At 64.3% G+C, this 22,537-nt stretch carries 21 protein-coding genes; 15 read left to right on the plus strand and 6 right to left on the minus strand.

Annotation, left to right across the window (positions count from 1 at the left end):
• The 3 genes from B5F88_RS07285 to B5F88_RS07295 form a co-directional block, all read right to left on the minus strand.
• On the minus strand, window positions 1-1,903 hold a 1,903-nt coding region (locus B5F88_RS07285; protein WP_140402072.1), incomplete at its 3' end, for a transglutaminase-like domain-containing protein.
• A complete protein-coding gene (locus B5F88_RS07290; RefSeq protein ID WP_087343641.1) occupies window positions 1,900-2,907 on the minus strand; it encodes a DUF58 domain-containing protein in 1,008 nt (335 codons plus the stop codon). The genes B5F88_RS07290 and B5F88_RS07285, both read right to left, overlap by 4 nt.
• A 4-nt stretch (window positions 2,908-2,911) precedes the next feature.
• Window positions 2,912-3,844: a MoxR family ATPase gene (locus B5F88_RS07295; RefSeq protein WP_087343643.1), complete on the minus strand. Its 933-nt coding sequence runs from the start codon at window positions 3,842-3,844 to the stop codon at window positions 2,912-2,914.
• A gap of 216 nt (window positions 3,845-4,060) precedes the next feature.
• Between B5F88_RS07295 and rimP the strand changes: the two genes are divergently transcribed.
• From rimP to B5F88_RS07345, 10 genes are all read left to right on the plus strand, one after another.
• A complete protein-coding gene (rimP, locus tag B5F88_RS07300) occupies window positions 4,061-4,516 on the plus strand; it encodes a ribosome maturation factor RimP (RefSeq protein ID WP_087343646.1) in 456 nt (151 codons plus the stop codon).
• 48 nt (window positions 4,517-4,564) lie between these two features.
• Entirely contained in the window at window positions 4,565-5,722 is a 1,158-nt protein-coding gene (nusA, locus tag B5F88_RS07305) for a transcription termination factor NusA (RefSeq protein ID WP_087343649.1), read from the plus strand.
• 42 nt (window positions 5,723-5,764) lie between these two features.
• Window positions 5,765-6,040, plus strand: a complete 276-nt coding sequence (locus B5F88_RS07310; protein WP_087343652.1) for a YlxR family protein — start codon at window positions 5,765-5,767, stop codon at window positions 6,038-6,040.
• A complete protein-coding gene (locus B5F88_RS07315) occupies window positions 6,033-6,557 on the plus strand; it encodes a 50S ribosomal protein L7 (protein WP_087343655.1) in 525 nt (174 codons plus the stop codon). Before B5F88_RS07310 ends, B5F88_RS07315 begins: the two co-directional genes overlap by 8 nt.
• A 116-nt stretch (window positions 6,558-6,673) precedes the next feature.
• Window positions 6,674-9,046, plus strand: a complete 2,373-nt coding sequence (infB, locus tag B5F88_RS07320; protein WP_343286458.1) for a translation initiation factor IF-2 — start codon at window positions 6,674-6,676, stop codon at window positions 9,044-9,046.
• An 83-nt stretch (window positions 9,047-9,129) separates the two neighbouring features.
• Window positions 9,130-9,519, plus strand: coding sequence for a 30S ribosome-binding factor RbfA (gene rbfA / locus B5F88_RS07325; protein WP_087343660.1), 390 nt, complete (start codon window positions 9,130-9,132; stop codon window positions 9,517-9,519).
• Window positions 9,520-9,523: 4 nt separating this feature from the next.
• Window positions 9,524-10,474, plus strand: a complete 951-nt coding sequence (locus B5F88_RS07330) for a DHH family phosphoesterase (protein WP_087343664.1) — start codon at window positions 9,524-9,526, stop codon at window positions 10,472-10,474.
• Window positions 10,467-11,360, plus strand: a complete 894-nt coding sequence (truB, locus tag B5F88_RS07335; protein WP_087343666.1) for a tRNA pseudouridine(55) synthase TruB — start codon at window positions 10,467-10,469, stop codon at window positions 11,358-11,360. Before B5F88_RS07330 ends, truB begins: the two co-directional genes overlap by 8 nt.
• A 4-nt stretch (window positions 11,361-11,364) precedes the next feature.
• Window positions 11,365-12,270: a riboflavin biosynthesis protein RibF gene (gene ribF, locus B5F88_RS07340; RefSeq protein WP_087343669.1), complete on the plus strand. Its 906-nt coding sequence runs from the start codon at window positions 11,365-11,367 to the stop codon at window positions 12,268-12,270.
• Between the two features lie 32 nt (window positions 12,271-12,302).
• Entirely contained in the window at window positions 12,303-13,619 is a 1,317-nt protein-coding gene (locus tag B5F88_RS07345; protein WP_087343672.1) for a DUF1576 domain-containing protein, read from the plus strand.
• A gap of 46 nt (window positions 13,620-13,665) precedes the next feature.
• Here the strand turns inward: B5F88_RS07345 and B5F88_RS07350 are convergent, their stop codons facing one another.
• Window positions 13,666-14,589, minus strand: a complete 924-nt coding sequence (locus B5F88_RS07350) for an SPFH domain-containing protein (protein WP_191396523.1) — start codon at window positions 14,587-14,589, stop codon at window positions 13,666-13,668.
• 36 nt (window positions 14,590-14,625) lie between these two features.
• On the minus strand, window positions 14,626-15,078 hold the full coding sequence (locus B5F88_RS07355) for an NfeD family protein (RefSeq protein ID WP_087343675.1): 453 nt from the start codon (window positions 15,076-15,078) through the stop codon (window positions 14,626-14,628).
• Between the two features lie 142 nt (window positions 15,079-15,220).
• Between B5F88_RS07355 and B5F88_RS07360 the strand changes: the two genes are divergently transcribed.
• The 5 genes from B5F88_RS07360 to groL all read left to right on the plus strand — a co-directional run bounded on the left by B5F88_RS07360 (window position 15,221) and on the right by groL (window position 20,634).
• The gene (locus tag B5F88_RS07360) at window positions 15,221-16,345 is read left to right on the plus strand and encodes a class I SAM-dependent RNA methyltransferase (protein ID WP_087343678.1); all 1,125 of its coding nucleotides are present in this window, start codon (window positions 15,221-15,223) and stop codon (window positions 16,343-16,345) included.
• Window positions 16,346-16,355: 10 nt separating this feature from the next.
• Window positions 16,356-17,531 carry an S-layer homology domain-containing protein gene (locus B5F88_RS07365; RefSeq protein WP_087343681.1) on the plus strand — a complete coding sequence of 392 codons (1,176 nt, stop codon included), beginning with the start codon at window positions 16,356-16,358 and terminating at the stop codon, window positions 17,529-17,531.
• A 23-nt stretch (window positions 17,532-17,554) separates the two neighbouring features.
• Window positions 17,555-18,463 (plus strand): diacylglycerol kinase family protein, encoded by a 909-nt coding sequence (locus B5F88_RS07370; protein ID WP_087343685.1) that lies wholly within the window; start codon window positions 17,555-17,557, stop codon window positions 18,461-18,463.
• 191 nt (window positions 18,464-18,654) lie between these two features.
• Window positions 18,655-18,939 carry a co-chaperone GroES gene (locus B5F88_RS07375; RefSeq protein ID WP_087343688.1) on the plus strand — a complete coding sequence of 95 codons (285 nt, stop codon included), beginning with the start codon at window positions 18,655-18,657 and terminating at the stop codon, window positions 18,937-18,939.
• A 69-nt stretch (window positions 18,940-19,008) separates the two neighbouring features.
• Window positions 19,009-20,634, plus strand: a complete 1,626-nt coding sequence (gene groL, locus B5F88_RS07380; protein WP_087343691.1) for a chaperonin GroEL — start codon at window positions 19,009-19,011, stop codon at window positions 20,632-20,634.
• Window positions 20,635-20,928: 294 nt separating this feature from the next.
• Here groL and putP read toward each other — a convergent pair whose 3' ends face one another.
• The gene (putP, locus tag B5F88_RS07385; RefSeq protein ID WP_087343694.1) at window positions 20,929-22,449 is read right to left on the minus strand and encodes a sodium/proline symporter PutP; all 1,521 of its coding nucleotides are present in this window, start codon (window positions 22,447-22,449) and stop codon (window positions 20,929-20,931) included.
• Window positions 22,450-22,537 lie beyond the last annotated feature (88 nt).

The raw sequence follows: 22,537 nt of genomic DNA on the forward strand, positions 1-22,537 counted from the left end.
GGGTGGCCGTGGGGGTGGGGGTGACCTCCGCTGTGGCGGTGTAGCCCGGACGGCCCCCCTCGTAGGCGGGGGTGACCTCGATGGGTTCCCAGCCGTAGCCATCCAGGTAGATTTCCACCCAGGCGTGGGCGGCGGAGTCGGGCACGTCCACCTTGCCGGAGGAGGGCACGTTGGCCACATAGCCCGCCACATACCGGGCGGGCACGCCCAGGTAGCGCAGCATCAGGGTGGCGGCGGAGGCGAAGTGCATACAGTAGCCCTCATGGCTCTCGGTGAGGAAGTAGGACACAAAATCCTCCCCCTCCGGGGTGACGGGGGTGTCCGGGTTGTACTCCGCCGTCTCGTTCAGGTAGGCGGCCACCACGTCGGCCATGAGGAGGTGTACCTGCCCCCAATTGGACACGGAGGTGCTGTTCATCATTTGCATATACCGCTGATAGGCGGGAACCTCCGTGTCGCCGGACATCATCTCGGCGGAGATTTCCTGCACTGCCCTGTCCAGAGCCGCCCAGCTCTCCTCCGGTACATCCATGTAATTCGTATACACAAAGTAGCTGTAGTTGCGCTCCGCGCCCTCCGCCTCCTCCGGCAGCCTGGCCCCCGAAAGGGGATCACAGCCGGGCTGGATATACAGGGTGTGGGTCCACACGTCCTCCATCCGGGCGATGTAGGAGTCGTTGACAAAGGAGGCGCCCGCCAGCTCCTTGGGCTGGGAGAGAATGTGGTAGGGGGTGTACACATAGCCCGGATCCGCCCCCACGTTGCGGACGATGATCTTGGCGTAGTCCTTGGCGGGGAAGGTCTCCCGGTCCGCCAGGGCGGGGAAGTTCATGGGCTGATAACCGCTCAGGGAAGGGAGGTAGCGGCTGGAGGACAGGTCGGACTCCCATCGGAGCTCCTGGTCGTAGACCTCCTGTTCCAGCGGGGCCCAGCTGCCCCCGTCGTACACCGCGCCGGAGAAGCCACGCAGGTAGATGCGCCCCCGCAGGTCGGTCTCTACCTTCAGTACCGTCCGGCCGGAGAACCGCAGGGGCCCGGCCTTGGACAGGTCCACCTCGCCGTCGGCGTTGGCCAGCCCGCCGCCCCCGCCGAACAGGCCGAAGGGGCCGTTCCCCTCAAAGAGGGCGAAATTCTGCCGGGCGGCCCAGTTGGTGAAGCTGTCCAGGGCATCGTCCGCCCAGACCGGCCGCTGGTAGCTGTCCTGGGGCATGGCAGCGGTGAGCAGGGCCAGCAGCAGGGCGGCGGCGGGGAGGGCCAGCAGGGTGAGCCGGGCGCTCCCGTTCCGGTCCCGCCGCCCCACCAGGGAGGTGAGGCCCAGCACGCTCCAGGCCAGCACCAGGGCCATCAGGGGCAGCCAGGCGGGGGTCACTGAGATGCAGATCGGGGCCAGGGGAAAGGGAAAGGTGACCCAGAAGGTGAACCAGAAGGAGCGGGCCCGGAGAATGGCCAGGCCCAGCAGCAGGCTGAGGGGAAGGGCGGCGGCCAGCACCAGCAGGGTGGCCGACAGGGCCCACACCTCATCGGGCAGCTCAGCGATGGGCTGGATGAAGCCGTCCAGCTGCAGGCTGGTGCAGAAGGTGTTGACCACTGAGCAGCGCAGGGTGATCTCCCCCAGCACCAGGTAGTCCCACAGCCGCCACAGCCCCCAGCCCCACAGACCCGCCGCCCCCGCCAGGGGAAGGGTCCACCACAGCCTGGGCAGGGACCAGATCAGCAGCCCCACCAGGGTGAAGGCTCCGCAGCCCGCCAGCAGCAGGTCGGCCCGGAGTTCCACGGAAAAGGCGGTGCAGAAGGAGAACAGGGCTCCTGATACGGCGAGAAACAGCAGCATCCCGTCCCCCAGCAGGGAAACGGGGGTGGGCCGGAAGGGGGGACGCCTGGGCCGGTCTTTCCGCTTTTTCATGTCCGGCCTCCTTTCCCGTCCGCCGGGGTAATGTGGAAGTGGAGGGGCTGGCCCACGCCGCCGGGGACCTGGAGGGCCCCATCCAGAATGGAATGGCCGGTCTCCGGGGCGGGCAGGGAGAAGGCCATCTCCAGGCAGGCCAGCAGAGCCCGCTCCGAGTCCACCGCCCGGTCCTCCACCGCGCCGCTGGCGGGAGCGGCCCACTGGATATGGTGGGCCCGGCCCTTCTCCAACAGCAGCCGGGACAGGGCGCACAGCCGGTCAAAGACCTGATCCAGCGCCTCCGGCGGCCCGAAGTGGTCGTAGGTGAGGACCACCTCCGCCTGCCGGGGCTCCAGGGTCTCACGCACCACCAGCTCGTCCTTTTTGGAGGACAGCTTCCAGTGGACCGACCGCAGCGGGTCGCCGGGGCGGTAGTCCCGCAGGTCGTAATCCTCGCCGGGACCGCCGCCGGGCCGGGGTTTCAAGACCACCCCGCCGGTACGGGGGGAGTCCAGCTCCTCCGGCAGCAGCGCCTCCGTGGGCAGGGGGAGGGAGAGCAGGGCGGCCTGGGGTTTCCCTGGCAGGGGCAGGGGGAACAGCCCCAGCAGGTCGCAGCAGCGGGCCCCCTCCACCCGGCAGACCAGCCGCCCGCAGTGGGGGGTGGGGAGCTGGAGGGTGAAGTCGGTTTCCCCGCCCTGGGGCCGGAGGGTACACAGGGTACGGCCGCTCTCCCCGGTGAGCTGGTTGGTCCAGTGCAGGGTCACCTTCACCGGCGGCAGGGGGAACCCGGCCCGCTGGGTGAGCCGCAGGGTAAAGCGGGCCTGCTCTCCCCGGGGTACCGCCGGTCCGGGGAAGAGGGTCAGGGCGGTGCCCAAAGTACCCGGTAGGCTGAGCAGCACCGCCAGGACCGGCAGCAGGACCACCAGCACCAGGGTGAAGGTGGACAGGTAGTACCGGAAGAAGATCTGAAAGGCCACCGCCGCCAACAGCAGGGCGGCGTAAGAGATGCGCCGGTGCAGCATGGCCTTACCGGACGGTGGGGGCGGGGACCTGCCGCAGGATCTCCGCCGCCGGGTGGAAGCCTCCCTCGGCCTGGGCCCGGGGGGAGAGAATGAGCCGGTGGGTGATGACGTCGGCAAACACCGCCGCCACATCCTCGGGATTGACGTAGTCCCGGCCCACCGCCAGGGCGGTGGCCTTGCTCATGGCGGTCAGGGCCAGGGAGGCCCGGGGGCTGGCTCCCTGGACGATCATGGGGTGGGTGCGGGTGGCGTTCACCAGCCGGATCACGTAGTCCAGCACCTCGTCGGACACGTACACTCGGTCGGCCCGGTCCCGCAGCTCCCGCAGGCCCTCCAGGTCCAGCACCTGCCCCACCTGGTTCAGGGGGTTGGCCCCCTGCCGGCGGCGCACCATGGCAACCTCGTCCGCCGGGGCGGGGTAGCCGATGGACAGCCGCACCATGAACCGGTCCATCTGGGAATCGGGGAGCAGCTGGGTACCCGAGGCCCCCGCCGGGTTCTGGGTGGCGATGACCAGGAAGGGCTGGGGCACCGGATGGCTCACCCCGTCCACCGTCACCTGGCCCTCCTCCATGGCCTCCAGTAGGGCGGACTGGGTGCGGCTGGTGGCCCGGTTGAGCTCGTCCGCCAAAAACAGGTTGCACAGCACCGCGCCGGGCTGGTACTCCATCTTGCCGGTCTCCTTGTTCAGCATGGAAAAGCCCGTGATGTCCGAGGGCATCACGTCTGGGGTGAACTGTACCCGGTTGTATTGCAGGCTCAGGGCCCTGGAAAAGGCCAGCGCCATGGTGGTCTTGCCTACGCCGGGAATATCCTCCAGCAGGATGTGGCCCCGGGCCAGAATGGCCAGCAGTACCTTGGCCAGCACCTGGTCCTTGCCCACCACCGCTTTTTTCACTTCGGTCAAAATATCCTGAATCACGCTGTTTCCGCTCATGGTCCGTCCTCCTTTGCGCTATGACACTATTGTACCAAAGCATCCCGCCCTGTCAACAAAAAATCCCGGCAAACCCTTGCATTGGGGGGCGTTTTGTGATATAGTACATACGATAGTAGAAGGTGTATGGTGAGAGTGGGGTTGCGGCTCCGCTCTTTCTTATTGAAAAAACGGGGGCAGCAAATTTCTGGAAATGCCCCGGCGAGGAGGTCCCCAATGGCGAAGATCACCGATTTGGTCAGCGACCTGGCGGCTCCCTTTGTGGAGGCAGCGGGCTGCTCTCTGTGGGACGTGGAGTATGTCCGTGAGGCGGGCGAGTGGTTCCTGCGGGTGTATATTGATAAGGAGGGCGGGGTGTCCATCGACGACTGCGAGGCGGTAAGCCGCCCCCTGTCCGACGCCCTGGATCAGGCCGACCCCATCGAGGGCAGCTACGTGCTGGAGGTGTCCTCCGCCGGGGCGGACCGGCCCCTGAAGAAGCCGGAGCACTTTGAGAAGTTCCTGGGCGCCGAGGTGGAGGTGCGCCTCTACCGGGCCATGGAGGGCCGGAAGGACCACGTGGGCGTGCTGAAGGGCTATGACAACGGCGACGTGACCATCGAGACCGCCGCCGGGCCCCAGACCTTTTTGAAGAAAGACGTGGCCCAGGTGCGGCTGTACGTGCGGTTTTAAGATGTGGGGGCGGCGGGTCCGCCCGTGTGGAGAATAAGGAGAACGATTATGCCGAAGAAAAATGCCAAAGTGCAGAAGACCAACGAGCTGGACGGGAGAGAGTTTTTCGCCGCCATCGACCTCATCGAGAAGGAGAAGGGCATCCCCAAGGCCTATATGCTGGATAAGATCACCCAGGCCCTGGTGTCCGCCTACAAGCGGGACCACGAGGGAGCCGGGGACAACGTGAGCGTGGAGGCCGACGAGGAGGCTGGCACCGTGCGCATGTTCGTCAAGAAGGACGTGGTGGAGGAGGTTGACAACCCCTGCACCGAGATGAGTCTGGAGATGGCCCGCAGCAAGCTGCCCCAGGCCCAGCTGGGGGACGTGATCCGCATCGAGATCAAGACCCGGGATTTCGGCCGCATTGCCGCCCAGACCGCCCGCCAGGTGATTATTCAAGGTATGCGGGAGGCCGAGCGGGGCATGATTTATGATGAGTTCTCCTCCAAGGAGCACGAGATCCTCACCGGCGTGGTCACCCGCATCGACCCCCGCTCCGGCGCGGCCAGCCTGCGCATCGGCTCGGGCAACGAGGCCACCGAGGCCTTCCTGGCCCCCGGCGAGCAGGTGAAGGGGGAGACCTATACCGAGGGTATGCGCCTGCGGGTGTATGTGGTGGAGGTCCGCCGGTCCACCAAGGGCCCCCAGGTGCTCATTTCCCGCACCCACCCCGGCCTGGTGAAGCGCCTGTTCGAGCTGGAGGTGCCCGAGATCTACGACGGCACCGTGGAGGTCAAGTCCATTGCCCGGGAGGCAGGCTCCCGCACCAAGCTGGCCGTCTGGTCCGCCGACCCCAACGTGGACCCCATCGGCGCCTGCGTGGGTCCCCGGGGCCAGCGGGTGAACAACATCGTGGAGGAGCTGAAGGGGGAGAAGGTGGACATCGTCAAGTGGTCGGAGGACCCGGCCGCCTACATTGCCGCCGCCCTGTCTCCCGCCGATGTGGTGAGCGTGGACGTCCATGAGGAGGGCAAGAGCTGCCGTGTGGTGGTGCCCGACGACCAGCTCTCTCTGGCCATCGGCAAGGAGGGCCAGAACGCCCGTCTGGCCGCCAAGCTCACCGGCTGGAAAATCGACATCAAGCCCGAGTCCGCCCCCGCTGAGGACGAGGTGGAGGACGAGGAGGACGTGGTGATCGAGGACGAGGCCGATTTCGAGGCGTAAGCCCGGCGGCCGGAAGATCACAAGGGAAAGGGGGCAGAGGAGATGCCCAAGAAGATACCCCTGCGCCAGTGTGTGGGCTGCCGGGAGATGAAGCCCAAGCCGGAGCTCATTCGGGTGGTGAAGAGCCCGGAGGGGGAGGTCTCCCTGGATTTCCGGGGGAAGAAGCCCGGCCGGGGGGCCTACGTGTGTCCCCAGGCGGAGTGCCTGAAAAAGGCCCGGAAGTCCCGGGCGCTGGAGCGGGCCTTTTCCGCCCCTCTGCCCGACGAGGTGTATGAGGCTCTGGAGGAGCAGATGAAGGCGGGTGACGGGGATGGATAGCGTCCTGCGCCTGCTGGGCGTAGCCCGGAAGGCGGGCCGCGTGGAGGTGGGGGAGGAGCCGGTGGGAGCCGCCGCCCGGGCCCATCAGGCCAAGGTGATCCTCACCGCCGCCGATGGGGCGGACAACAGCATCCGCCGCGCGGCCCACTTTGCCGAGGCGGGGAAGGTCCAGGCTCTGCCCACCCCCTACACCAAGGGGGAGCTGGGGGGCGCGGTGGGGCGGAGCGCCTGCACCATGCTGGCCCTCACCGACATCGGTCTGGCCGCCGCCATCGCGGAAAAGCTGGCCCAGGCCGACCCGGAGCGCTGCGGCGGCCCGGCGGAGGAGCTGAAGCTCCAGGCGGGCAAGGCCCTCCAGCGTCAGAAGGAGCGCCGGGCCCACGAGAAGAACCTGCAGCGCAAGCAGCGCAAGCCCTGGGCGCCTCCCCCCAAGGAGGAGAAGCCGGCGCCCAAGGCTCCTGTAGAGAAGAAACCCTTTGCCCCAAGGGGCAAGCTGACCATCAAGAAGAAGCCATGAACAGACATGGCGCGCACGCATTGGAACATGCCCGCTTGTTCCAATAAGAAAGCGCAGCGGCTCCGCCGCGTTTTCCTATTGGCGCAAGCCGGCCCAGTTGGAGGTGGCTTATATTGCTGAACAACAAGTATCGAGTTCATGAGGTGGCCAAGGATCTCAATCGGAACTCCAAGGAGATCACCGATATCCTGACCCAATACGCGACGACCCCGAAGAATCACATGCAGCCCCTGAGCGACCGGGAGCTGTCCCTGATCTTTGAGTATCTCACCCAGCACAACCAGGTGGAGAGCATCGAGAGCATCTACGCCGACGTGTACCGGGAGCCCAAGCCCGCCCCCGCCCCCAAGGCGGAGGCCAAGGAGGAGAAGCCCAAGCAGCAGCCCCAGCAGCAGAGCGCCAAGCCCGCCCAGAACGGCGGCGGCGCCGCCAAGGGCGCCGCTCCGGCGGAGGCCCCCAAGCAGCAGGCCCAGGCTCAGACCCAGCAGCCCAACCGTCCCGGCGCCCGTATCCCCGAGAAAAAGGTGGTGGATACCCGCAAGGGCGGCAACGTCAACCTGGAGAAGTACGACGAGCGGCTGGAGAACCTGGCTGCCGGCAAGACCAAGCAGATGCAGGGCGGCAAGCAGAAGTTCCAGGGCCGCAACCAGCGCAAGGGCAATTTCCAGGGCGGCAACAAGCGCCGCCAGGAGGAGCAGGAGAAGATGCGCCGGCTCCAGCTGGAGATCGCCAAAAAGACCCCCCTCACCGTGAAGATCCCCGACGAGATCGGCGTGGGCGAGCTGGCCAGCCGGATGAAAAAGACCGGCGCCGAGGTGGTCAAGACCCTGATGAAGAACGGGGTTATGGCCTCCCTGTCCGACGTCATCGACTTCGACACCGCCGCCATCATTGCCGAGGAGCTGGGCTGCAAGGTGGAGAAGGAGATCATCGTCACCATTGAGGAGAAGCTCATCGACACCGCCGAGGACAAGGAGGAGGATCTGCTCCCCCGGGCTCCCGTGGTGGTGGTCATGGGTCACGTGGACCACGGCAAGACCTCTCTGCTGGACTATATCCGGGACTCCCACGTGGCGGCCGGCGAGGCCGGCGGCATTACCCAGCATATCGGTGCCTATCAGGTGGAGGTGGGCGGCAAGCTCATTACCTTCCTGGACACCCCCGGCCATGAGGCCTTTACCGCCATGCGGGCCCGCGGCGCCATGATCACCGACGTGGCCATCCTGGTGGTGGCCGCCGACGACGGCATCATGCCCCAGACCGTGGAGTCCATCAACCACGCCAAGGCCGCCAAGATTCCCATTATTGTGGCCATCAACAAGATGGATAAGCCGGAGGCCAACCCCGAGCGCATCAAGGAGCAGCTCACCAAGTACGAGCTGGTGCCCGAGGAGTGGGGCGGCGACACCATTATCTGCCCCATTTCCGCCAAGACCGGCGAGGGTATCGACAACCTGCTGGAGATGGTCAACCTGACCGCCGAGATGCAGGAGCTGAAGGCCAACCCCAACCGCTCCGCCCACGGCGCCGTCATTGAGGCCCGGCTGGATAAGGGCCGGGGCCCCGTGGCCACCCTGCTGGTGCAGAACGGTACCCTCCACCAGGGCGACGTGATCATTGCCGGCACCGCCGTGGGCCGTGTCCGGGCCATGACCAACGCCAAGGGCGAGAAGGTCACCGAGGCCGGTCCCTCCGTCCCCGTGGAGATCATCGGTATGGGCGAGGTGCCCGGCGCCGGAGACGACTTCCACGCCGTGGCCGACGAGCGCATGGCCCGTGAGCTGGTGGAGCAGCGCAAGCACGAGCAGAAGATGGCCTCCTCCAGCCCGGTGGGCAAGGTGAGCCTGGAGGATCTGTTCAGCCAGATCAAGCAGGGCGAGATGAAGGACCTGAACATCATCGTCAAGGCCGACGTCCAGGGCTCCGCCGAGGCGGTCAAGGCCTCTCTGGAGAAGATCTCCAACGACGAGGTGCGGGTGCGGGTGATCCACTGCGCCGTGGGCGCCATCAACGAGTCCGACGTCATGCTGGCCACCACCTCCAACGCCATCATCGTGGGCTTCAACGTCCGCCCGGACAACAACGCCAAGGAGACCGCCACCCGCAACAAGGTGGATATGCGGATGTACCGGGTGATCTACGACTGCATCAACGAGATCGAGACCGCCATGAAGGGCATGCTGGCCCCCAAATTCAAGGAAGTGGATCTGGGCCAGGCCGAGGTGCGCAACGTGTTCCGCATCACCGGCGTGGGCATGGTGGCCGGCTGCTACGTCACCGAGGGCAAGATGCAGCGGGGCGCCCAGATGCGGCTGCTGCGGGACAACATCGTCATCTACGACGGCTCCATCGCCTCCCTCCAGCGCTTCAAGGACAGCGTGAAGGAGGTCGCCCAGGGCTACGAGTGCGGCATTACCTTTGAGAAGTTCCAGGACATCAAGGAAGGCGACGTGATCGAAGCCTACCTGATGGAGCAGATCGAGGTATAATCATAAAAAATAAAATCAGACCCGTTCCGTCCCCAAGTCATTTGAGGAGGGGACGGGTCTGTATTGCATGATAGGAGAAAACCATGGCAAGTAATCGAATTGGACGCATCAACGAGGAGATCCAGCGGGAGCTGTCCGCCCTGATCCGCACGGTGAAGGACCCCCGGGTCCACGGCCTGGTGTCCATCACGGCGGTGGACACCACCTCTGACCTGCGCTACAGCAAGATCTATGTCAGCGTGCTGGACAAGAGCGACGTGAGCGAGGTGGTCAAGGGCCTGAAGTCCGCCGGGGGCTACCTGCGGCGGGAGCTGGGGGCGGCGCTGAAGCTGCGCTATACCCCCGAGCTGCAGTTTGTGGAGGACGACTCCATCGGCCAGGGGGCCCACATCCTCAGCATGCTGCGGGACCCGGAGGTGGTGAAGCCCGCCAACCCCGCCAACGCCCACATCGACCTGGACGAGGAGGAGTGAGGGCATGACGATAAAGGAAGCCGCGGCCTGGCTGGGCAGCCACGACCGCTATCTGATCCTGACCCACAAACGCCCCGACGGGGACACCATCGGCTGTGCCGCCGCCCTGTGCCGGGGCCTGCGGGGTCTGGGCAAGACCGCCCATATCTGCCCCGGCACCGGGGAGACCCACCTGTTCACCCCTTACCTGGAGGGGCTGCTGGCCCCCGAGGGCTTTCAGCCGGAGACCGTGGTGAGCGTGGACATCGCCGCCCGGGGGCTGTTCACCGACACCGGCAAGCCCTGGCTGGAGCGGGGGATTGACCTGGCCATCGACCACCACCCCTCCCAGGAGTTTTTTGCCAAAGAGACCTGCCTGGACGCCTCCCGGGCGGCCTGCGGGGAGATTATTTACGAGATTCTGCAAGAGCTGGGCCAGGTGAACGCCGAGACCGCTCTTCCCCTGTATGTGGCGGTGTCCACCGACACCGGCTGTTTCCAGTACGGCAACACCACCGCCGACACCCACCGGGTAGCCGCCGCCCTGATGGATACCGGGCTGGACGTGTTCCCCCTGAACAAGCGGCACTTCCGCACCAAGACCTGGGCCCGGCTCCAGGTGGAGCGGCTTATCGTGGAGCGCATGCACCGGTATGAGGAGGGCAAGATTGCCGTGGCCCCCGTGTCCCTGTCCCTGCTGGACGAGGCGGGCGCCACCGAGGAGGACATGGAGGACATCGCCGCCTTTTTGGGCCAGATCGAAGGGGTGGAGACCTCCATCACCATCCGGGAGCTGGCGGATGGGGGCTGCAAGCTGTCTGTTCGCACCAGCGGCGGGCTGAATGCCACCAAGGTGTGCGCCATTCTGGGGGGCGGCGGTCACGCCGCCGCCGCCGGGTGTACCGTGGATATGGGCCTGAAAGAGGCGGAGGAGCAGATCCTCGCCGCCATCCGGCAGGTGGAACGGGATGGCTAACGGCGTTCTCATCATCGACAAGCCCCAGGAGTGGACCAGTATGGACGTGTGCGCCAAGCTCCGGGGGATTTTGCGGGAGAAGCGGATCGGCCACGGCGGGACTCTGGACCCCATGGCCACCGGGGTGCTGCCGGTGTTCGTGGGCCGGGCCACCCGGGCGGTGGAGTTCGCCGTGGAGGGCGAAAAGGAATATCTGGCCGCTTTAAAACTAGGCGTTATCACAAATACCCAGGATACCACCGGCCAGGTGGTGGAGGAGTGGCCGGTGGCCGTGGACCAGGCGGCCCTAGAGGGGGTTCTGGACCGGTTCCGGGGGGAGATCCAGCAGATCCCGCCCATGTACTCCGCCATCAAGGTGAAGGGGAAAAAGCTCTATGAGCTGGCCCGGTCGGGCAAAGAGGTGGAGCGGGCTCCCAGGGCGGTGACCATCCACCGGCTGGAGCTGCTGACCCAGCCCCCGGAAGGGTTCCCGGAGGAGGAACATACCTGGTATCTGCGGGTGGTGTGCTCCAAGGGTACCTATGTGCGTACCCTGTGCCACGACATCGGAGAGACCCTGGGCTGCGGCGGATGTATGTCCGCCCTGCGGCGCACCCGGGTGGGGGACTACACCCTGGAGGGGGCGGTAACCCTGGAAGAAGTCCAGGAGGCCCCCGAGCCGGCGGCGCTGCTGATGCCGGTGGACAGCTGCTTTGCTGGCCGGCCCGTATTGCTCCTCAAAAGTGCCCAGGCGGAGCGGAAGGTGCGCAACGGTATGGCGCTCACTCTGCCCGCCCCTCCGGGAGACGGAGAATACCGGGTATACGGGGCGGATAAAACCTTTCTGGCTCTGAGCCGGGTGGAGGGGAACAGACTGACCACCATCAAAAGTTTTTTCGAGGTGTAGGAAGATGCAGCAAGAGAAACGGGTCATTGCCCTGGGATTTTTCGACGGGGTCCATCTGGGCCACGGGGCCCTGCTCCGCCGGGTGGGGGAGATGGCAGACCGGCTGGGCGCGGTGCCGGCGGCGGTGACCTTTGACACCCATCCGGAGAATCTGATCCTGAAGGTGCCCACGGTGCCTCTGCTCAGCTCTCCCCTGGACCGGGCGGAGCTGATGCGGCGGTACTACGGCATCCGGGACGTGATCGTGGCCCACTTTGACGAGCGGATGATGCACATGCCCTGGCGGGAATTTGTCACCGACTATCTGGTGGGGGAGAACGGGGCGGTCTACCTGGTGGCGGGCCACGACTTCCACTTCGGCTATAAGGGGGAGGGCAACCCGGAGCGCCTGCGGGAGCTGTGCGGAGAGCTGGGGATTGGCTGCGACATCATCCCCAAGGTGGAGCGGGATCACATCACCATTTCCTCCACCTATATCCGCACCCTGGTGGCCCAGGGAGAGATGGAGCGGGCTAATGAGTTTCTGGGCCACCCCCATACCCTCACCGACACGGTGGCCCACGGGAAGAAGCTGGGTTCCACCCTGGGCTTTCCCACTGTGAATCTCCGGTTCCAGCCGGGGGTGCTGGTGCCCGCCCACGGGGTATACGCCACAAAGGTGTGGTTTGAAAACGGGGAGAGCCGTCCGGCGGTGACCAACATCGGGGTGCGCCCCACGGTGGACGACGGAGACAAGGTGACGGTGGAGGGCTTCATCCTGGACTTCTGCGGGGACCTGTACGGCCAGACGGTGCGGATGGAGTTTTACAGGCGGCTGCGGGGGGAGCGGAAGTTTGACTCCCTGGAGGCCCTGAAGGAAGAGGTCATGCACAACGCGGAACAGACCAGAGCCTATTTCAACGCCCGGTAATACAAGGGCAGCCGGACGAAAGGGGACATGACATGCGCTATCACAAGATCTATCCCGCGGCCATTTGCTTTTGCGCCTACCTCGTCGCCATTGGGATCATCCTGGGCGAGCCCCGACAGATTCTGCCGGGGCTGTGGATAATTATTATGACAGAGGACGCCCTGATCACCGACTATGTGAAGATCGCCGGAATCGGCGCAGCCTTTGTCAACGCCGCCCTGGTGACCCTCATCAGCCTGGGCATTCTCCGGCTGAGTAAGGACCCGCTCAACGGCTACACCCTGGTGGAGATCGGGCTGATGGCGGGCTTTGCCCTCTTCGGCAAGAACATCGCCAATATCTGGCCTATCATCGGGGGCACCTTCCTGTACGCCAAGCTGCGGCGGGAGGAGTTCGGCAAGTACGCCTCAGTGTCCCTGCTGGCCACCGCCCTGTCGCCGGTGGTCAGCTATGTGGCCCTGGACAACGGTTGGGGCAATATCTGGTGGGCCATTCTCATCGGGGCGGTGATCGGCTTCGTGCTGCCCCCCCTCAGCGCCTATACATACAAGATCCAAAACGGTATGAACCTGTACAATATGGGGTTTGCCTGCGGTCTGCTGGCCACCATTCTGGTGCCGGTGATGACTTCCCTGGGGGCAGACCCCACAGTGGCCCACCACTGGGCCACCGGCTATAACGTCCAGCTGGGGATCTTTCTGAGCATCCTGTGCGTAGGGCTGATCATAGCGGGATTTCTGTTCAGCGGCCGGCCGGTCTGGGCGGCCTGGGCGGGATACCGGCGGCTTCTGCTCACCACCGGCCGGGCCCCCAGCGACTACCTGCGTATGTTCGGCGCTGCCCCCACCCTCATCAATATCGGGGTCAACGGGCTCATCGGCATGGCCTTTATCCTGGCCACCGGCGGCGACCTGAACGGGCCCACCCTGGGGGGTATCTTTACCATCATGGGCTTTTCCGCCTTTGGCAAGCACACCCGCAATATTATCCCCATTATGGCGGGGGTGGTGTTGGGGGGCGTGTTCATGCACTGGAGCATCAACGACAGCGCGGTGCAGCTGGCCCTGCTGTTCGGTACCACCCTGGCCCCCATTTCGGGGTATTTCGGCTGGCCCTTTGGGGTGCTGGCCGGGTTCCTCCACTCCTCGGTGGTCCTCCGGGCGGGGACGCCGGTGGAGGGCTTCAACCTTTACAACAACGGCTTCTCCGGCGGTCTGCTGGCCATTGTCATTTATCCCGTTATTTCCGAGGCCATCCGGCACCGCAAGCCGGAACTGCAGAACGAGGATTACTTCGACGCCTTTGAACACGACGCTCCTGTGATCCCGCCGCCCATATCCAAGAAATGAAAACAGCGCCCGTACCATCTGGTACGGGCGCTGTTCTGCGTCTGCCTCAGGCTTTCTTGCCGTCGTTCCCTGTCTCAAAGGCGGCCTTGGCGGAGGCGCACAGCCCCGCCAGCCCCTGGATCTCCGAGGGGATGATCAGCTTGGTGGCCTGGCCGTTGGCGGCGGCCTGGAAGGCCTCCAGGGCCTTGATCTTCAGCACCGCATCGGTGGGGTCGGCCTCGTTGAGGAGCTTGAGGGCCTCGGCGGTGGCCTGCTGCACCTTCAGAATGGCCTCGGCCTCGCCCTCGGCCTTCATGATGGCGGCCTGCTTGGCGGCGTCGGCCCGGAGGATCACGGACTGCTTCTCGCCCTCGGCCACCAGAATCTGGCTCTGCTTCTGGCCCTCGGCCTGGAGGATGGCCTCCCGACGCTCCCGCTCGGCCTTCATCTGCTTCTCCATGGCGTCCTGGATCTCCCGGGGCGGGATGATGTTCTTCAGCTCCACCCGGTTGACCTTGATGCCCCAGGGGTCGGTGGCCTCGTCCAGGATGGAGCGCATCTTGGAGTTGATGATGTCCCGGCTGGTGAGGGACTGGTCCAGCTCCAGGTCGCCGATGATGTTGCGCAGGGTGGTGGCGGTCAGGTTTTCAATGGCGCTCATGGGGTGCTCCACCCCGTAGGTGTACAGCTTGGGGTCGGTGATCTGGAAGTAGAGCACCGTGTCGATCTGCATGGTGACGTTGTCCTTGGTGATGACGGGCTGGGGAGCAAAGTCCACCACCTGCTCCTTCAGGGAGACCGCCTTGGCCACCCGCTCGATGAAGGGCACCTTGAAGTGGACCCCCACGCCCCACACGGCATGGAAGGCGCCCATCCGCTCGATGACGTAGGCCTTGGACTGCTGGACGATCTTCAGGTTGGTGGCCAGCACCAGGATGATCAGGGCGATCAGAACAATGATGATAATGGGTACAAAGGGAATATCAGGCATAATACTTCCTCCATTTCCTCGGCTTTCAGGCAATCCTCAGAGGGTACGGGCGGCGGCGGACAGGGGCGCCACAATGAGCTTGACCCCCTCGATGCGCAGCACCTTTACCGTGGCTCCCGCGGGAATGACGGACTCATCCTCGGTGCGGGCGGTCCAGACGGCCCCCTTAACGGAGACCTGCCCGGAGGCGTTCAGATTGTCGATGGTCTGAGTGACCAGTCCCTCCGCCCCCACAGCCTGGTCGGCGTTGGTGGCCACCTGTTTGGGGGTGACATAGCGGCGGGCCAGAGGCCGGATGGCCAGCAGCGTCACCAGAGACACCGCCAGAAATACCCCGAACTGCACCCAGATGTTGTCCACAAACAGGGAGGTGAGCAGGGCGGCCAGGGCCCCCAGGGCGAACCACAGGGACACCAGGGTGACGGTGAGGGCCTCCACCACCAGCAGGATGATAAGGGCTGCCAGCCAGAGAATGCTGTCAATGGGCATAGGCATGCCTCCTTTCATACTGTTATCCTAGCATATTTCTATCCAAAAGGAAAGTAAAATTCACTTCCGCATTTGCCATCCTGCGGGAAATAGGGTATACTGAAGGAAACCACTGTCAACTGGAGAGACGAGGAAGTCATCTATGAGAGATTTGGAACTGCTGATCCCCACCCTGTTCGGCCTGGAGGGGCTGTGCGCCAACGAGCTGCGGCGGCTGGAGCTGCCCTGGGTGGAGGCGGAGAACGGCCGGGTGCGCTGCGGCGCCCGGCTGTCGGATATTCCCCGGGTGAATCTGAACCTGCGCACTGGCGAGCGGGTGCTGCTGGTGGTGGGCCGGTACGACGCCAGGGACTTTGACGCCCTGTTTGAAGGGGCCAGGGCCCTGCCCTGGGAGGACTATATTCCCAGGGACGGGGCCTTCCCGGTGAAGGGGCACTCCTTAAATTCCCAGCTCCACGCGGTGCCCGCCTGCCAGTCCATCCTGAAAAAGGCGCTGGCCGCCCGGCTGGGGGAGAAATACGGCCTGGCAACCCTGCCGGAGACCGGGGCGCTGTATCAGGTGCAGTTCTCCATCATGCACGACCAGGTGACCCTGATGCTGGACACCACCGGTCCGGGGCTCCACAAGCGGGGCTACCGGGCGGTGGGAGTGGCCGCCCCCCTGCGAGAGACCTTGGCGGCGGCCATGGTGCTCCTGTCCCGCTACCGGGGGAAGGACCCCTTCTGCGACCCCTTCTGCGGTTCGGGTACCATTGCCATTGAGGCCGCCCTTATCGCCAAGAACCGGGCCCCCGGCCTGAACCGGAGCTTTTCTGCCCAGAAGTGGAAGTGGCTGGGGGGCGGAGCGTGGCTCCAGGCAGGAGATGAGGCCATGGACAAGGAATACCACGGCCGGTATGAGATCTGGGGCGGAGATATTGACCCCAAAGCGGTGGCCATTGCCAGAAGCAACGCGGAAAAGGCGGATGTGGAGGACTGTGTCCGCTTTGAGGTGGCCGACGCGGCAAGGTTTCATCGGGAGGAGCCTTCCGGCCGGATCGTCACCAACCCGCCCTACGGAGAGCGGCTGATGGAGAAGAAGGAGGCGGAGGAGCTCTACCGTGCCTTTGGCCAGGCGGCGCGGGGCCTGCCGCCGGGCTGGCAGATTGGGGTGCTCTCCTCCCACACAGAATTTGAGCGGACCTTTGGCAGAACAGCGGACAAGAAGCGGAAGCTGTACAACGGCATGTTGAAATGCGACCTGTTTCTCTACGGAATCAAAAAATGAGGGTGTTGAAATGAAGCGAAGCGGAGGATATCGGCTGCTGGCCGTGGTTTTGGTCCTGTGCCTGACCCTGGGCGGCGGGGCTCTGGCCGCCCCGGCGGGCGCCACGATTTGGGGGTACAGCGAGGGCTTGGCCCAGTGTGAGCTGAACGGCAAATGGGGCTATGTCAACGGGAAAAAAGAAGTGGTCATCCCCCTGCAGTACGACAGCATCGTCTCCTTCTCCCTGGGGGTGGCGGCGGTGAATCTGGGGGGCAAGCTGGGCGTGATCCGGCAGGACGGCGCCTATCTGCTCCAGCCGGAGTATGACACCCTCATGCCCATCGACTGCGGCTTGTACATCGCCCAAAAAGGGGGCGGCTGGGGCGTGGTGAGTATCCTGCCCTATACCGATGGGCGCGGGAATGTCACCAACGTGATTTACGACCTGACATATGACAGCGTAACGGTGGAGGAGCAGGGGGGGACCCGGGTGCTCACCCTCAAGGACGGGGAGGGGGCTGTGACCCGGGTACCGGTCTTTGATCTGCCTGCCCTGCTGGTGCGGAAGGGCGTGCCCTCCGCCCAGTTCCCCCTGACCCGGGGGAAGTTGCCCAGCTTCTCCGACGTGTCTCAGAAGGACTGGTACGCCCTGTGGGTGGACGTGGCCTATAATGTGGGTCTGGTGTCCGGTGTAGGCAACAATCGCTTTAACCCCAACGGCACCATCACCGTGGCCGAGGCCATCCAGCTGGCCGCCACCATTGAGAGCCGGTACCGGGACGACAGCTTCCACACCAGCACCCAGACCGGCCCCAACTGGTACACCGGGGCGGTGAACTACTGCATTGCCAGCGGCGTGATCCGCAGCGGTCAGTTCTCCCAGAGCGACTATACCCGCCCCATCACCCGGCTGGAGATGGCTCAGATCTTCGCGGCCACCAGCCCGGTGAAGGATATGCCCACCCTGAACACCGCCAGCCGGGTGCGCTCCTCCATCCCAGACGTCAAGAGCGGCAGCACCGGGGCGGAGTCGGTGTACGCCCTGTATGAGAAGGGGATTCTGTCCGGGGTGGACAGCAGTCTGACCTTCAACCCCACGGGAACCATGACCCGGGCGGAGGCCGCCGCCCTGGCCGCCCGGATCGCCCGGGCCGAGCAGCGCATTGCCCTCTGGGGAAGCTACGACAGCGCCCAGCTGGTGAAGTAAGAAAGAGAGAAGGAGGCGGGGCTGTGAAGCATCTGTTCCTCATTAACCCCTATGCCGGTAAATATGACCGCACCCAGGAGGTGCGGGAGAAGCTGCGTACCGTCCTGGCGGGACGGGAGGACCCCTGGGAGGTGGCGGTGACCCAGTATCCCGGTCACGGGGTGGAGCTGGTGCGTTCGGCGGCGGAACAGGGAGAGCTCCTGCGGGTGTACGCCTGCGGCGGCGACGGTACCCTCAACGAGGCGGTAAACGGCGCCGCCGGGTATGCGCATGTGGCGGTGACCCACTATCCCATGGGCTCAGGCAACGACTTTTTGCGGATGTTCGGCCCGGACGCCTGCCGGTTTTATGATCTGAAGGAGCTGCTGGACGGGCCCCAGACCCCCATGGATCTGATCGAATGTAACGGCAGGCTGGCCCTGAACGTCTGCTCCATCGGGTTTGATGCCCGCATCGGCCTGGGGGCCGCCGATTTCAAGAAGCTGCCTTTGGTCAGCGGCACCATGGCCTACCAGCTCTCCGCCCTGCGCACCATTGTCCAGGGTATCCACCGGCCTTACCGGGTAGAGGTGGATGGGGAGACGCTGCCGGGGGAGGCCTTTACCCTCATCTGTGTCTGCAATGGCCGGTACTACGGCGGCGGCTTCAACCCCAGCCCCGACGCCATGCCGGACGACGGCCTGCTGAATTTCCTGATCATTCCCGCCGTCTCCCGGTTTACCGTGCTGGCCCTGATCCAGAAGTTCGCCCGGGGGGAGGCGGGGGAGATCCCCGGCGTGCTCCTCCGGCAGGGCAGGGAGATGAAAGTGACCTGCGACCGGGTGAGTATGATCAACCTGGACGGCGAGCGGGTGGACGGCGCACAGCTGACAGCCCGCCTGTCGGAGAAGAAGGTGAACTTTATTTATCCCGCCGGCGCCACCTGGGGTTAGCACTCCGGAGTGCTGTTTGTGAACAAAACTTGAATTTTTTGAAAATCAACCCCCTTTTCTCAAAAAAGGGGGTTGATTTTTTTGGCCGGTAGGGGTATTATCTTACATGTGGTTAGCACTCCGGTAAAATGAGTGCTAACCTAATGAATTGCTAATAAGAAAATCAAGATACATGTAAGGAGGAACCCATTATGAAACTCAAGCCTCTTGCCGACCGTGTGGTTATCAAGCTGGTGGAAGCGGAAGAGAAGACCAAGAGCGGCATCATCCTGACCGGCGCCGCCAAGGAGAAGCCCGAAGTGGCCGAAGTCATCGAGGTGGGCCCCGGCGGTCTGGTGGACGGCAAGGAAGTCACCATGACCGTGAAGGTGGGCGACAAGGTCATCACCAGCAAGTACTCCGGCACCGAGGTGAAGGTGGACGGCGAGGAGTACACCATCGTCCGTCAGAGCGACATTCTCGCCATTGTGGAGTAATCGTCCCCTGCTGTCAACAAACTGATTTCCGGGCGGAGCCCGCCCGACTCAAATTGGAGGTAATGTATTATGGCTAAGATTATCTGCTACGGCGAGGAGGCCCGCCACGCTCTGGAGCGGGGCGTCAACCAGCTGGCCGACACCGTGAAGATCACCATGGGCCCCAAGGGCCGCAACGTGGTGCTGGACAAGAAGTTCGGCGCTCCCCTGATCACCAACGACGGCGTGACCATCGCCAAGGAGATCGAGCTGGACGATCCCTTTGAGAACATGGGCGCTCAGCTGGTGAAGGAGGTCTCCACCAAGACCAACGACGTGGCCGGCGACGGCACCACCACCGCCACCCTGCTGGCTCAGGCCATCATCCGGGAGGGCCTGAAGAACCTGGCCGCCGGCGCCAACCCCATGGTGATGAAGAAGGGCATTTCCAAGGCCACCAACGCCGCCATTGAGGCCATCAAGGCCAACAGCCAGAAGGTGAACGGCTCCGACGACATCGCCCGTGTCGGCACCGTGTCCTCCGGCGACGAGACCGTGGGCAAGCTGATTGCCGAGGCCATGGAGAAGGTCTCCCACGACGGCGTTATCACTGTGGAAGAGTCCAAGACCGCCGAGACCTATTCCGAGGTCGTGGAAGGTATGCAGTTTGACCGGGGCTACATCACCCCCTATATGGTCACCGACACCGAGAAGATGGAGGCGGTTCTGGACGACGCCCTCATCCTGATCACCGACAAGAAGATCTCCAACATTCAGGAGCTGCTGCCCATCCTGGAGCAGGTGGTGCAGTCCGGCAAGAAGCTGCTGGTCATCGCTGAGGACGTGGAGGGCGAGGCTCTGTCCACCCTGATCGTCAACAAGCTGCGCGGCACCCTGAACGTGGTGTGCGTCAAGGCCCCCGGTTTCGGCGACCGCCGCAAGGAGATGCTGGAGGATATCGCCGTGCTGACCGGCGGCACCGTCATCACCGCTGATATGGGCTATGAGCTGAAGGAAGCCACCATGGATATGCTGGGCCGCGCCCGCCAGGTGAAGGTCTCCAAGGAGAACACCATCATCGTGGATGGCGCCGGCAGCTCTGAGGCCATCAAGAACCGCACCAACCAGATCCGCAGCCAGATCGAGACCACCACCTCCGACTACGACCGGGAGAAGCTGCAGGAGCGGCTGGCCAAGATGGCCGGCGGTGTGGCCATCATCCGCGTGGGCGCCGCCACTGAGGTAGAGATGAAGGAGAAGAAGCTCCGCATCGAGGACGCCCTGAACGCCACCCGCGCCGCCGTTGAGGAAGGCATCGTGGCCGGCGGCGGTACCGCCTATGTGAACGCCGTGCCCGCCGTGGAGAAGCTGCTGGAGAGCGCCGAGGGCGACGAGAAGACCGGCGTGCGCATCATTGCCAAGGCTCTGACCGAGCCCATGCGCCAGATCGCCACCAACGCCGGCATCGACGGCTCCGTGGTGCTGGAGAACGTGAAGAAGGCCGACAAGGTGGGCTATGGCTTCGACGCCTACAACGAGACCTATGTGGACATGATTTCCGCCGGTATCGTGGATCCCACCAAGGTGACCCGCTCCGCTCTGGAGAACGCCGCCTCCATCGCCTCCGTCCTGCTGACCACCGAGTCTCTGGTGGCCGACAAGAAGGAGCCCACTCCTCCCGCTCCCGCTGCTCCCGACATGGGTGGTATGTACTAATCCTAAACAAAGCGCAAATTTTGGGCCCCCGGAACAGCGTTCCGGGGGCCCTTCTTGTCGGCCACCAGTCACAAGCGTTTTGCCGGAGGCAAAACCTTGATGCCGGGCGGATTCACTCCGCCCGAGCAGATCAAATTATAGGGGTCCCCAAGAAATCTCTGATTTCTTGGGGAGGGCCGACAAGAAGGAGCCCGCTCCTCCCGCTCCGCTGCTCCCGACATGGGCGGTATGTACTAATCCCGAACAAAGCGAATATTTTGGGCCCCCGGAACATCGTTCCGGGGGCCCTTGTTGTTATCGTTTTACTTCTTCAAAGACCTCTACAATCTGCCGTTCGGGGGCAGGGGTGAGCAGGGAGACCACCACAATGGCGACCAGCGCGCAGAGGAAGGCGGGCAGCAGCTCGTAAATGGCCCAGGCGCCGCCCATGGGGGCGATGAGGAATTTCCACACAAAAACCATGACGCCGCCGGTAATCATACCAGCCAGCGCGCCCCACTTGTTGGAGCGCTTCCAGAACAGGGCCATCAGCATGGTGGGGCCGAAGGCAGCGCCAAAGCCGGCCCAGGCAAAGGAGACCACCCGAAACACAGAGCTGTTGGGGTCACGGGCCAAAAAGGCGGCGATGAGGGCAATGGCGATCATCACGGACCGGGCCACCACCATACCCCGCTTGCCGCTGAAGTTGCGCTTGAGAAAATCATTGCCCAGGTCCTGGGAAATGGAGGAGGAGGCGGCCAGTAGCTGGCTGTCGGCGGTGGACATGGTGGCCGCCAGGATGCCCGCCAGGATCACGCCGGCCAGCAGAGCGGGCAGAGCGCCGAACTGGCTGATGAGGCTGGCAATGCGCACAATAATGGTCTCGGAGTCGGCCAGCTGCTCCAGAGCGCCGGCGCTGGTCATGGCGTTGCCCACCAGGCCGATGACGATGGCCACGCCCATGGAGATGACCACCCAGGAGGAGGCCACCCGGCGGGAGAGCTTCAGCTTAGCCTCCTCCTCAATGGCCATAAAGCGCACCAGGATGTGGGGCATGCCGAAGTAGCCCAGGCCCCAGGCCAGCAGGGAGCAGATGGTGAGCAGGCTATAGGGGTTGGAGCCGCCGGTGGCGGGGTCGTAGATGCGGTCCAGGGACAGGTATCCCGCCATGGAGCGGGCGTTTTCCATCACCGCCCCCACGCCGCCGGCCTGGGTTACCCCGAAGCCCAGCACCATGATCAGGGCCACCGTCATAATGATGGACTGGATCAGGTCGGTGAAGGAGGCGGCCAGGAAGCCGCCCATGACGGTGTAGATGACGATGACGGCGGCGGAAATGAGCATAGCGGTGACATAGTCCATGCCGAACAGGGTGGAAAACAGCTTGCCGCAGGCGGAGAAACCGGAGGCGGTGTAGGGGATGAAAAAGATGATGATGACCAGGGCGGAAATGGCGGACAGCAGGCACCGGTCATCCCCCCAGCGCTTGGAGAAAAACTGGGGCACGGTGATGGCGTCCAGCCGGTGAGAGTAGCGGCGGATGCGCTTGGCTACGATGAGCCAGTTCAGGTAAGTACCGACAACCAGTCCGATGGCGGTCCAGCTGGCCTCCGCCAGGCCGGTGAGGTAGGCCACGCCGGGCAGCCCCATCAGCAGCCAGGAGGACATATCGCTGGCCTCGGCGCTCATGGCGGTGACAAAGGGACCCAGCTTCCGCCCCCCCAGATAGAAGTCGTCAACGGACTCGTTTTTCTTGGCACAGATCCAGCCGATCCACAGCATGAACAGCAGGTAGACCACGATGGCCAGCAGGATCAGGATTTGTGCGGTGGTCATGAAAACACACTCCTTTTTACTTCAACTCTCCTGTCCTGGCCGTGGATACCGGGACAATAGGGTTATTATAGCACAGTCTGAGTGGAAT

Source organism: Flavonifractor sp. An306, from assembly GCF_002159455.1.
Lineage (GTDB): Bacteria > Bacillota > Clostridia > Oscillospirales > Oscillospiraceae > Flavonifractor.